The 12152-nt window shown below is 38.9% G+C and carries 18 protein-coding genes; 14 read left to right on the top strand and 4 right to left on the bottom strand.

The window, feature by feature from the left end:
* Positions 1-149 precede the first annotated feature (149 nt).
* The 4 genes from IGI67_RS26125 to IGI67_RS26140 form a co-directional block, all read right to left on the bottom strand.
* Positions 150-1319: a tyrosine-type recombinase/integrase gene (locus IGI67_RS26125; RefSeq protein ID WP_429960003.1), complete on the bottom strand. Its 1170-nt coding sequence runs from the start codon at positions 1317-1319 to the stop codon at positions 150-152.
* 111 nt (positions 1320-1430) lie between these two features.
* Positions 1431-2039 carry a DUF5067 domain-containing protein gene (locus IGI67_RS26130; RefSeq protein WP_429960004.1) on the bottom strand — a complete coding sequence of 203 codons (609 nt, stop codon included), beginning with the start codon at positions 2037-2039 and terminating at the stop codon, positions 1431-1433.
* Positions 2040-2127: 88 nt separating this feature from the next.
* Positions 2128-2802: an ImmA/IrrE family metallo-endopeptidase gene (locus tag IGI67_RS26135; RefSeq protein ID WP_429960005.1), complete on the bottom strand. Its 675-nt coding sequence runs from the start codon at positions 2800-2802 to the stop codon at positions 2128-2130.
* 14 nt (positions 2803-2816) lie between these two features.
* Positions 2817-3191, bottom strand: a complete 375-nt coding sequence (locus tag IGI67_RS26140) for a helix-turn-helix domain-containing protein (protein WP_429960006.1) — start codon at positions 3189-3191, stop codon at positions 2817-2819.
* A gap of 302 nt (positions 3192-3493) precedes the next feature.
* Between IGI67_RS26140 and IGI67_RS26145 the strand changes: the two genes are divergently transcribed.
* From IGI67_RS26145 to IGI67_RS26210, 14 genes are all read left to right on the top strand, one after another.
* The gene (locus IGI67_RS26145) at positions 3494-3688 is read left to right on the top strand and encodes a hypothetical protein (protein WP_429960007.1); all 195 of its coding nucleotides are present in this window, start codon (positions 3494-3496) and stop codon (positions 3686-3688) included.
* A gap of 12 nt (positions 3689-3700) precedes the next feature.
* Entirely contained in the window at positions 3701-3955 is a 255-nt protein-coding gene (locus tag IGI67_RS26150) for an excisionase (RefSeq protein ID WP_429960008.1), read from the top strand.
* Positions 3956-4257: 302 nt separating this feature from the next.
* Positions 4258-4422 (top strand): hypothetical protein, encoded by a 165-nt coding sequence (locus tag IGI67_RS26155; protein ID WP_429960009.1) that lies wholly within the window; start codon positions 4258-4260, stop codon positions 4420-4422.
* Positions 4419-4559, top strand: a complete 141-nt coding sequence (locus IGI67_RS26160) for a hypothetical protein (RefSeq protein WP_429960010.1) — start codon at positions 4419-4421, stop codon at positions 4557-4559. Before IGI67_RS26155 ends, IGI67_RS26160 begins: the two co-directional genes overlap by 4 nt.
* On the top strand, positions 4556-5383 hold the full coding sequence (locus IGI67_RS26165; protein ID WP_429960011.1) for a helix-turn-helix domain containing protein: 828 nt from the start codon (positions 4556-4558) through the stop codon (positions 5381-5383). Before IGI67_RS26160 ends, IGI67_RS26165 begins: the two co-directional genes overlap by 4 nt.
* Positions 5384-5415: 32 nt before the next feature.
* Complete coding sequence (locus IGI67_RS26170; protein ID WP_429960012.1) at positions 5416-5652, top strand: hypothetical protein; 237 nt, start codon at positions 5416-5418, stop codon at positions 5650-5652.
* A complete protein-coding gene (locus tag IGI67_RS26175; protein WP_429960013.1) occupies positions 5636-6928 on the top strand; it encodes an AAA family ATPase in 1293 nt (430 codons plus the stop codon). The genes IGI67_RS26170 and IGI67_RS26175 overlap by 17 nt, the downstream gene beginning before the upstream one ends.
* Positions 6929-7993 carry an ATP-binding protein gene (locus IGI67_RS26180; RefSeq protein WP_429960014.1) on the top strand — a complete coding sequence of 355 codons (1065 nt, stop codon included), beginning with the start codon at positions 6929-6931 and terminating at the stop codon, positions 7991-7993. It begins immediately after the preceding gene.
* Positions 7994-8005: 12 nt separating this feature from the next.
* Complete coding sequence (locus IGI67_RS26185; protein ID WP_429960015.1) at positions 8006-8608, top strand: hypothetical protein; 603 nt, start codon at positions 8006-8008, stop codon at positions 8606-8608.
* 11 nt (positions 8609-8619) lie between these two features.
* Positions 8620-9048, top strand: coding sequence for a replication terminator protein (locus IGI67_RS26190; protein WP_429960016.1), 429 nt, complete (start codon positions 8620-8622; stop codon positions 9046-9048).
* Positions 9049-9052: 4 nt separating this feature from the next.
* A complete protein-coding gene (locus tag IGI67_RS26195; protein ID WP_429960017.1) occupies positions 9053-9799 on the top strand; it encodes a hypothetical protein in 747 nt (248 codons plus the stop codon).
* Between the two features lie 10 nt (positions 9800-9809).
* Entirely contained in the window at positions 9810-11405 is a 1596-nt protein-coding gene (locus IGI67_RS26200) for a DEAD/DEAH box helicase (RefSeq protein ID WP_429960018.1), read from the top strand.
* A gap of 14 nt (positions 11406-11419) precedes the next feature.
* Positions 11420-11602: a hypothetical protein gene (locus IGI67_RS26205; protein WP_429960019.1), complete on the top strand. Its 183-nt coding sequence runs from the start codon at positions 11420-11422 to the stop codon at positions 11600-11602.
* A 333-nt stretch (positions 11603-11935) separates the two neighbouring features.
* Entirely contained in the window at positions 11936-12145 is a 210-nt protein-coding gene (locus tag IGI67_RS26210; RefSeq protein WP_429960020.1) for a hypothetical protein, read from the top strand.
* Positions 12146-12152 lie beyond the last annotated feature (7 nt).

Below are 12152 nucleotides of genomic sequence, written 5' to 3' on the forward strand. Positions count from 1 at the left end.
GTAGGTTCGATTCCTATAGCTGGCATATAGAATAAAATCCGTCACATCAAGGATTTTCCTCGGTGGTGACGGATTTTTTATTTGCAATTTTTTGCTCCGTGGGCAGAAACGTGGGCAGAGATTCCAGAAACATTTTATACAATAACAAATTATTCATCTAAGAGGTTAGAGAAACGATCACTTGCTGCACGTTTTGTTTCTTCTAATGCATGACCATAGATATTCATGGTTGTTCTATAGTCCTTATGGCCTAGAAGCTCCTGAACTGCCTTTATGGGAATGTTAGGATCAGCCAATAAATATGATGCTGATGTGTGTCGCAAGTCGTGAAATCGGATCCTACGTAACCCAGCACCCTTTACAAATCGATACCAGTTTCGATAAAGGGAAGTAGGTAGTTCAAAATCACCTTCGGGTGATCCAAAGATATATTTGTGTTTTGGATTGATTCGTAGTTTCTTTCTTGCTTTTTGATTAATTGTCATAAATTCTTTCATTTGAATCATGTAACTTTCTGGAACTGGAATAGTTTTCGAATCAGATGCTTTCAAACCATCACGGCGTTGGTACTTCTTGTCTTCGTCTAAAACAATACGCTGATGAAAATGAACCGTATTAGAAGTGAAATCAAAATCAGATTCTTCGACTGCAGCAATTTCACCTTCACGAGCACCAGTGATAAATGCGGTCATGACCAAAGCTTTTGTTTTGTCAGATGCATGTTCATCTAAAGCACTTAGCATCTTTTTCACTTCGTCGATCGAATACGGTTCAGGAGTATCTCTCTTTTTTGCAGTTTCTTTTGGCAGTCTGACGTCCGCAACAGGATTGTGGGTAATTATCCTATATTGATCTCTAGCGACGCTAAAAACGCTACTCAGTGCGTTCAAGTAACGCTTTTTTGTTTTTCTAGATAACGTAGTGCTTTTCTTAGAAAGTGGTTGTGCTGCTACAACGATATCTTTTATTTGATAAGGTTTGATTTCTAATAGTTTTTTTGATTTGAAAGAGGGTAGAAACCGATTATCAATGATATCGGAATATTCACGAACGGTTCGAGGTTCCAAAATAGTCCGTGCTTCTTTCTTCCACATGTTTTCATAGAAATGTTCAAAAGTAATAGTTGAAACATCTTCATAACCATGTTCTTCTAAGTCCTCGATCCAGGCATCAAGTTCACCATAAGCTTTTCGCTGTGTCTTCGCTTCAACGGTCTTATTCAATCGAATAGGATTTCCATTTTCATTGTATCCAACAGTAACCCTAAGTCGGTAATTGCCACTTTTTAGGCGTTCAACCGTTCCTTTTTCTATGGCCATAATTGAATCAGCTCACTTTCTTGTGATATAATAGGCACAGTTAAATAAGCCTATCGTTTTAGGTTTTATTGCTTGCACGATCTAACTCTTGGCGGGGTGGGATCGTGTTTTTTAGTATATCGGAATAGTAGTTTTGCCCAGTACATCGCCTAGCATTGTCTCTGCACTTAATTCAACAGGCGTGATTGTATCAGTTAATTCATATGCAACTGCATTTGGAACAGTTCCCCCTGGTTTAATCTCTGCACTTTGGGAATCAATATACTGGGAATCAGGTAGTGAAGCAACTTTTAACTTATTGACTTTGTTTGGATCATTATCCTGAACAGCTTTAAAGTTACCAATCCAAGAATTCATCGGATTAATTGAACGTGAGTCGTTGTAATTTGGTGAAACCATCGTATCATACCAAATTGCTAAAACAGGTTGTTCACCGTGTTCATTTCCTTCTTGTCCAGGCTGAATAACTTTGTGAGAAGTAATTTTTATAGAATAAGAATTCCCTTTCAACATTGTTCCATCAAAATAGGCTTCTGCTGCCGTGGGAACAAAGTTTCCAGATGTTTTGGTAACTGAACTGCTTGAAACTGTTGATTTCTTTGTAGGTATCGAATTAGTAACATCATTGGATTTTGCAGTTGAAGAATCATTTTTAGAACTGCACGCGCCCAGAGTAACTAATAAACCACTTACAAATAATACATAAATAACTTTTTTCATTTAAAAACCCCTTTTTCTGATATAATAATTTTGTAATACACCTCAGAAATAACGGGGAAATAAGTCCGTGTTCGCAGCACGGGCTTATTTATATTGCATTTTCAAAGTCATAAACTATTTGCTTTTCACGATCAGAATGTGCGCCTGTAAGGTACATTCTAAAAATTGATCGATCACCAGTACTTTGAAATAGTTTAGTTGCTTTGACTGCAGAAAACTCACTCATTCCACAACTGTAAATGGCGAATTCTACCAAACGGTTATATAAAGCGGAACGACTAATTTGGCATTCATCTGATATTAAATGATATGACTTGTTTGTTCTAAAGTAATGTATCAGTTTAATATCAGGTAGAAGAATTATTCCAGCACCTGCATCAGCTAAATTCTCCATATAGATCTCATCTTCTGAATAGAAATTCTCCCGGTCTTCGACATTAAAAAATTGCTGGCTGGGAGTTCGATAGTTCAAATCAAAAAGGCAATGGATCACCTCATGGCAAATACTAAAATTTTTCCTTTTATAGAAAACTCTTGGATTGATAAAGATAGCAGTGCTGTATGAGCTACGGGCAGTCAACCCTAAGAAAAACTCTTCATTTATAACTGGTATACCCATATCCATAGTAATGTTGTTTTCTTTCGTGTAGTGATTGACAAAATCAGAAAAATTATAGTCCTTAGGATCAATATCCATTTTTAGTAGAAATTGATTTATTGTTAGATTTGTAAGTGAAAGTCTAGTGGCTATTGAATCATCCATAAAATTTACTCCAATTATTTCGGTTTGTTTTTTTCGTCTAATTCTCGCATGGTTTTACTAATGTAATCAAAAACATCCATCGCTTGTTGATTATATAGATCACGTTTGTCATCAGGAACGACCTCAGAACCATGTCTGAATCTCATGAGCAACTTTTTTTCTTGTTCAGATAATTTTTCGACTTCAGGAGAAGGTGAATCCGTTCTTCCTAAAAGATAATCAACAGATACATCAAAATAATCTGCTACTTTTTGTAAATCTCTAGCTTTAGGTTCACTTGTTTTCCAGCGATAGAATAAATTTTCGCTAAAACCTAAGTCAGTAGCTACCTTAGAAACACCTTTTCCTTGATTATTAGCTAATTTTTTTATTCTCTCAAAGACTGTCATATCAATGTTTCCTCCTATATAACGAGAAAAAACTATACGAAACGTAAAATATATCGTTGACAAACTATACGAAACGTAATATAGTGATACTCGTAAGATAAATAGTAAGAAAAAGCGAAAGCAAAGACACCTAATAAAAAATAAACAATTCGAGGTCGCCAAACTTAGAATGTTAATTTTATAGGGTTTTACTATGCTTATTTAACTATGGTTCCATTCTATACGAACGTATAGAAAAGTCAATAGTTAAATATCAGTTCTTACTATTTTTCTTACAAAATTGTATAGAAGGGAGTAAGAATATGCCGGAATCAACGAATGGTCGAGAAAAGGTTCTGAATTTTATTGAAGAATCTGAAATCACAATTGTCGATATTGCAGTGTATTACGGAATGACCAAGCAGGATGTTACCAGCTATTTAACTGGTAAGTTGAAAGATTCTATTGCCGCGAACAAGTTAGTTTTAAAGATTATTTCGGATTTTCGAATCAGATAGGAGGGTCGGGAAATGACAAATCTAGCATTGGTAAAACTTGATGATCTCAAAATTCTACTAGCTGAAAATACGATATCAAATGAAACATGGAATTCTAAACAGGCAGCCGATTATCTAACCACGACAGTTCCAACATTGTTGAAGGAAGTAGAAAAAGGAAACGTGCCAGCTGTTCGGATCGGTAAGGATTGGAAATATAGTTCGATAGCCATGTACCGACTTTTATTAAATGGTGGAATCAAAGGTGGTCAATCAGATGGAAATTAGAGTGGTTTTGAAAACCGGAGTTATCTCACATAGCTTCAATTGTCCGGAAGAGTTCTATGCGACTATCAGGCGGTATCAGAATGAACCGGATGTAAAGATGGTCGTGTCGCTATGATCCCATATTCACTAGAAGAAAACGCGTTGATCTTGATTCTGATCAAACACCGTCGAATTCAATTGCAGTGTGATCGTGAGGCTTTGAAAAAGTCTAAAAATCTTAGCGATTGGCGCAAGACGAAGATTAATCAAGAATTGGAGGATTTACGAAAACTCGAACTAACAAATAGGGGGCACCGAATATCATGAATGTTTTATATCTGCTAATCGTTTGGCTCGTGTGCCTTAGCTATATTGGCTTCAATCTCTATTGTAAAGATTTCTGGGGAAGAGTTATCGCAGGAATGATCTTCTTTGCAGCAGTTACCTACACAATTTACTTTTTAAGCCTGTTAGGAGGGATTGGATGAATAAAAAATTCTTGGCCACGCTGGCATGGAATCCATTGTTTAGATTACGACGGTTGCAATTACTTCTATATCTAAGCTTGATGTTGAACATTGTTCAATTGATCTGCTACTTTGCCATGATCATTTTTGGGAGGTGATCTTATTGAAAACATGGACAACTAAAGAACTTGCATATCTTAAGAAGCACTCTCTACTTGCTGAAACGAATGAGGTTCTAAATATCACGGAAATGGCTAAAAAATTGAATCGTACAACTCAATCCGTGAGAAATAAACTTTATTCAATGCAGCGATCAGGTGACATGCCTGCAGTTGATAGGTCAATGCAAAGGGATGCTGGTGGGCGCTTTTACTCGCCGGAAGAAGATAAACGGATTATTTCGATGTACAAGCAAGGTGCCACTTATCGTGAAATTAGTGACTCCTTAGGCAGAACTGAAACATCAGTTACAGGAAGAGTTTATAACCTTCGTAAATCAGGACGATTGAAAACAAAGAAATTGAAGCGATGGACAGAAAAAGAAACTCAATTGCTGATTGCCCGGGTGCGATTTGATGAGACGGGTCACGTGAATAATTACGAAGAGCTAATGAGATTGGTTTCTAAAAATTATCACCAACTAACTGGAAAGATAACCAAGCTTCGAAAAGCAGGGAAAATATCCACCAGTGTTCAACCTGGTACAACAAGCAAAAAATCAAAGCAAGCTATGAAGAAATTCAATGATGCCCGATTTGCTCATGTCCCGAAAAACAAGGAGGAAAAAACGATGTCACTAGATTCGCATGAAACTGTACCGCAAGATATCCCACAAGCCATATCAATTGAATCAAGAGAGATTACATTGATCTTGACCACAACAACTATCAATGGTCACAAAGTGCAGCAGTTCTTTACAAAAGATGGTGAGTTACTGGCAACAAAAAAGCTTACTCCGGTTGCACCCGAAATAAGCAAGTAAAAAAAATGATTTGTCTAAGGAGAGTGTAACACATGAAATGTGTGAGTTGTAGTAGAAAACCAAATGAAATATCTGAATATGTAGAAATTGCAAAGGAAAATGACTATCGTTCAGCAGATTTTGCAGTCAGATATGAGGAGGGAACTTATCACTATGGCTATGATCTTTTTTGTTGTACCAGCTGTTACATCAAAATGGGGATGCCTTTGCAAAATGAATTAAATGAATTGTACCAGAAAGGATGTGTCTCGAATGGTAATGAAAATTAACAAACTTGAAATTGAGAACGTCAAGCGAGTGAAGGCAGTCAAGATTGAGCCTACACAGAATGGACTAACGATAGTTGGAGGGAACAACAACCAAGGCAAGACAAGCGTACTTGATGCAATCGCTTGGGCTTTAGGAGGTGACAGATATAAGCCCAGCCAAGCAAGTCGTGAAGGATCGTTAACGCCGCCACATCTTCATATCGTTATGAGTAATGGCTTGATCGTTGAACGTAGAGGAAAAAATTCTGATCTGAAAGTCACGGATCCGAATGGTCAAAAGGGCGGACAACAATTGCTTAATAGTTTTGTTGAAGAATTGGCCATCAATTTACCCAAGTTCATAGAGTCTAGTTCAAAAGAGAAGGCTCAAACATTACTGAAAATAATTGGTGTAGGTGATCAGCTCTTTGAATTAGAACGTGCTGAAAATGAACAGTATAACCAACGCCGGGCCATTGGCCAGATTAAGGATCAGAAAGATAAGTTTGCGAAAGAAATGCAGTACTATCCTGATGCACCAAAAGAACTGGTATCCATCACCGAGCTGGTAAATCAGCAACAAGAAATTCTAGCTCGTAATGGAGAGAATCAACGCAAACGGCAGCAGGTCACTGAAATTAGTCAACGTTTTGAAACAGAACGGCAGCAAATTGAAAATATGCGGCAACAATTATTAGATCTTGAGACGAAACACAACCAGACGATCATTGATCTTGAGACAGCTCAAAAATCGGCTCAAGACATTCAAGACGAATCGACTGCAGAACTTGAGCGGAACATCGCAGAGATCGAAGAAATCAACCGACGAGTTCGAGTAAATCTAGACAAGGACAAAGCAGAAGAAGACGCACTGGATTATAAAAACCAATATGACACTTTGACAGTCAAAATTGAAGATATTCGCCAACAAAAATCAGAATTACTTACAAATTCTGCACTGCCATTGCCTGGGCTATCAGTGGAAGATGGCGAGCTAACATACAACGGGCAACGTTGGGATAATATGTCTGGATCAGATCAATTAAAAGTATCTACGGCGATCGTTCGTAAACTGAAACCAGATTGCGGCTTTATTCTTTTAGACAAATTGGAACAAATGGATCTTACTTCATTAAATGAATTCAGTCAGTGGCTAGAACAGGAAGGATTACAAGCCATTGCCACACGTGTTAGCACTGGTGAAGAATGCGAGATCATTATAGAAGATGGCTATGTCACTGAAAGCAATGGAGAGCCACAAAATAAACAAACTACTTGGAAGGAAGGGACCTTTTAAATGAACATTTCAACTGGAGTAATTGCCAAAGCTCAGAAGGTTGTTGAGTACGGACCGGAAGGTGTGGGTAAAACCACATTGGCAGCTCAAAGCCCTGACCCGCTCTTTATTGACACAGAGGGAAGTACAAACAATATGGATGTTAAGCGGCTGGACAAGCCTACAAGTTGGTTCATGTTGCTGCAGCAAGTTGATTGGGTAATGGTTAATAAGCCATGCGCAACCCTAGTGATTGATACGATCGATTGGGCGGAACGTTTATGCATTCAACATGTTTGCTCGAAACATCAAAAGTCAGGCATTGAGGATTTTGGATACGGTAATGGCTACACCTATGTAGCTGAGGAATTCGGGAATTTTTTAAATAAGCTGCAGGACTTAGTAGATAGCGGAATCAGCGTAGTATTAACCGCTCATGCTCAAATTCGGAAGTTTGAACAGCCTGACGAAATGGGTGCTTATGATCGTTGGGAGTTAAAACTTGGCAAAAAGACGACATCCCAAACAGCACCATTAGTGAAGGAATGGGCGGATGCAGTTCTGTTCTGTAACTATAAAACATTGTCGGTTTCATCTGATAAGCAAGGCCAGAAGTTTAAAGGGCAAGGTGGGAAACGTGTCATATTTACGAATCACCATCCAGCTTGGGACGCAAAGAATCGGTTCAACTTGCCTGATGAAGTTGATATGAATTATGCAAACATTGCTTGTATTTTTGGATCAGCTCAACAGCAGCAATCTCCGATTGTTAACACTACACCGATCAATGAGGTTCCGGTTTCTACCGAACCACCCATTGAACAAAAACAAGAAGAAAAAGAAACTCCAAACTTTGAACGAGATCCGGTTGATTATTCCGGGATTCCGCAAAACTTACTTGATTTGATGAAGACAAATAGTGTGGTGCCTCAAGAGATTATGGCCGTTGTTGGCGAAAAAGGATACTACACAGCCGACGTGCCAATATCAGTTTATGAACCAGCGTTCATTGATGGCGTGTTAGTTGGGGCATGGGATCAAGTATTTGGAATGATCAAAGATTTACGAAACCAACAACAATTTTAGGGGGATATTTTTATGACACAACAATTTCAACAAGATCGCGAACTAGGATGGGACGACACCATCCAACAGGACAGTACAGAAGGTATTTTATTGACGCCAGGTGATTACATCTTTGAAGTACAGAAATTTGAACGGGCTCGTTATACACCAGGTCCTAACTCAAAATTGCCACCATGTAACATGGCAAAGCTAGAATTAAAAATCACTACTGATCAAGGTGATGCAATGGTATTCAATAATTTATATTTGCACACTTCAACAGAGGGACTACTATCCGCGTTCTTTTCAGCTATCGGCCAAAAGCGTAAAGGTGAGCCACTACGTATGGACTGGAATCTAGTAACGGGTGCTAAAGGTGCAGTGAAGATAAAAAATCGTGAGTACAACGATAAAAAATACAATGAGGTTGATCGATTCTATCCGAATGATCCGACATATTACGAAAGTAAGGAGATGCCGGACATCGTTAAGCAATTAACTCAGCCGGCTGGTGGGTTCCAACAGTCTGCACAAAACGCGCAAAATTATCAACAACCACAACATCAAACTCAGCCGCAACAACAGCCAGCGCAGAATACTCAACAACAAAGCGGGTATCAGCCCGGCCAATTTTAGGAGGATAAGGAATGAGTAAAGAAATCGAATTAAATCTTGCGGAACTCGCGAACGGAGCAATTCAAGAAAAACTAGATGGCGAGTTAGAAAAAATCTTCAATAACATTCATGATCCGAACACGAAACCAAAGGATCAAAGAACTATCACGATCAAATTAGTATTTAAACCTGATGACAATCGCCAAGTTATCACGTTAAACAGTAGTTTTGCCACAAGCTTAGCTGCAGTTCGTGACTTCGATACAACCATTCTGACTGGCAAAGATTTGAGCAATGGAAAGATTGCCGCTCATGAGTTGAAATCCGAAGCTCCCGGTCAAACATACATTGATCATGAAACAGGAGAACCAAAGACAGACATTGGCGAACCAATTGATGTCATCGAAAAAGAAGAAGCCAAAAAAAATCAAGTCATCGACTTACAAAAGAAAAGAGGATAAATAAATGAGCTTAGAAAAAACTGCAATTCAATATTTAATGGAACAAGGAATTAAACCAGAGGATCGATTGATCGATTTTGATGGGGATCGATGGCTAGTTATTGACAATGCTGGCCAACCGCATGAGATTGGACCGCGTGTATACACAGCAGATCAAACACTGAAAATCAATACTCTATCGGGGTTTGTTAAATATATTCAAGCAAACCTAGATCGAGAAGATTCACCGCTGATCGTTCATGTAAAAGATGAAGCGACAGTTTACCTGAAAGGGTTGTTAGAAGTTGATGGTAGTCGTGAGACGTTAGCAGTGGCGCAAGCGATTGTTCCTCGATTTGATTTTGATTACTTTATGAATACGGAAGAATTCAATATTGCATTGCAATCGAAATTTGTTTCTAACGAAGATCGTGAAATTTTATTACAAGTAGTTGGTAATGTATCTGAGGAAAACGTAAAAAATACTGGCGACGATGGTGTTAGTCAAGCTGTTACCATCAATCAAGGTGTTGCCTCAAAAGCTGATGTAAAAGTACCGAATCCTGTTCTACTTGCGCCATACCGCACCTTTTTAGAGGTTGAACAGCCTGAGAGTCAATTCATTTTCCGAATGAAAGACGGCCCGCGTGGTGCGATCTTTGAAGCTGATGGAGGGGCTTGGAGAAATCAAGCGATTGTGAACATTCGGGAATATCTCCATGATCAACTTTCCAAAGAGATCGAAACGAAACGAATCACTATTTTAGCTTAGGAGTGATCAAATGCAACTGAGACCTTATCAACAGGAAGCACGAGAAGCGATCCAACAAGAGTGGGGAAATGAGAATAAACGAACTCTTTTAGTTTTGCCTACAGGTTGTGGAAAGACGATCGTTTTCAGTAAGGTCATCGAAGATCGGGTGAAAAAGGGCGAGCGTGTGCTCGTCCTCGCTCACCGCGGTGAATTACTGGAACAAGCTTCTGACAAATTACAAAAGTCTACAGGACTCAAAACGGCAACAGAAAAAGCAGACCAAACTAGCATAGGCAGTTTCTTCCGTGTAGTAGTTGGATCCGTACAGACAATGATGCGAGAGAAACGGTTAAGCAAGTTTCCTCCTGATTTTTTTGACACGATTGTGGTCGATGAAGCTCACCACTGCATCAGTGATGGCTATCAACGAGTTCTACAGCATTTTGAAGATGCTAATGTATTAGGAGTTACCGCAACGCCTGATCGTGGAGATATGCGGAATTTGGGGTCATACTTCGATAGTCTAGCCTATGAGTATTCATTACCAAAGGCCATCAAAGAGGGCTACCTATCACCGATTAAGGCACTGACGTTACCACTAAAACTTGATCTATCGGCAGTCAAGCAACAAGCTGGAGATTTCTCAACAAAAGATCTGGGAACGGCACTTGATCCGTATTTATATCAGATCGCTGACGAAATGGCAAAACACTGTAAAAACAGGAAGTCAGTTGTCTTTTTGCCGTTAGTAAAGACTTCAAAGAAGTTTCGGGATATTTTGAATGACCGTGGTTTTAGAGCAGCAGAGGTCAACGGAGAGTCAAAAGACCGAGCTGAGATTTTAGAAGACTTTGACAATGATAAATACAATGTACTTTGTAACTCAATGCTTTTAACAGAAGGATGGGACTGTCCCAGTGTCGATTGCATAGTAGTTCTTCGGCCAACGAAAGTCCGTTCCTTATATTCGCAAATGGTTGGACGTGGGACGCGTTTATATGAGGGGAAAGAAGAATTGCTTCTATTAGACTTTTTGTGGCATACAGAGCGACACGAGCTTTGTCATCCGGCCCACTTGATCGCTAGCACAGACGAAGTGGTCAATAAAATGACTGAGAACATCGAAAAATCTAGTGAAACAGGTTTCGCTATTGATCTTGAAGAGGCAGAGGTACAAGCGGAAAAAGATGTTGTTTCCGAACGTGAAGAAGCTTTGGCTAAACAGTTGGCAGAAATGCGACGACGTAAACAAAAGCTTGTCGATCCGCTTCAATTTGAAATGTCAATTCAAGCTGAGGACTTATCAAGTTACGTTCCAAGTTTTGGATGGGAAATGGCACCGCCGAGTGACAAGCAAGTTAAATCGCTTGAAAAACTCGGTATCTTACCCGATCAGATTGATAATGCCGGAAAAGCTACTAAGATGTTGGAACGTTTGGAAAAAAGGCGACAAGAAGGGTTGGCCACTCCTAAACAGATTCGGCAGCTGGAACAACGCGGCTTTAAAAATGTAGGAACATGGAAGTTTGATAGTGCCAGCAAGATGATCGGTAGAATCGCATCAAATGGCTGGAGATTACCGCAAGGAGTAAATCCTCACACGTATGTAGAAGAGGTCAATTAATGGAGGTTTTGTAAATGAAATTAGTTCCAGTGACAACTCAAAAAGCGATTGAGTTAATCTCTCAAGGCGAAGATGGATATTCCCAGTTATGGTGGAGCGTTAGCGCTGGTACAATCGGTAATTACGTTGACTATAAATTCCCTACAATCGAAAGGATATTTAAGACCGAATGGTTTATTGAGGAGGACAGCGAATGACATGGACTATTAGTCAGAAACCACGCCTGTTACAGAGAATGATTAGTGTAAATCAATTACTGCTGGCTCCCATATAAACATAAGGATAATGAAAGTGATCAAAAGATACAGCATAAAGAATGCAGACAAGATAGTCAATGTTCTCCAGAAATGAAAAGCAGGTATCTTGTTTATTTTTAAACTTCTTTTTGTCCAAACGAGAGATGTTATAAAAATAAAAACGGAAAGAAAAAAGAGTGAAAAGAATTTGATTCCATCAGACATAAAAAAACTCCTTTTTCAAAATTATATCATAGTAGGTTCATCAAACGGAGGATACAGAGGAGAGATATCATGATATCTTTTGAAATTAGTTGGGAAAGAAAACAACAAGTTAGCATTGAAATTGAGGCTGAAACCGCTGAGGAAGCATATAACAAATGGAACGAAGGAGATTACGGCACTATACCAGACGTAAATGATGAGGATATCATCGGAAATTATGTAGAAGTAGATGGGGAAACATATTACCTGAATAGATTTGAAAAAGTAAAGTTCGGGTAACGACAAC

Origin of the sequence: Enterococcus sp. AZ196, from assembly GCF_050498845.1 — a bacterium.
Classification (GTDB): Bacteria; Bacillota; Bacilli; order Lactobacillales; family Enterococcaceae; genus Enterococcus_A; species Enterococcus_A murrayae.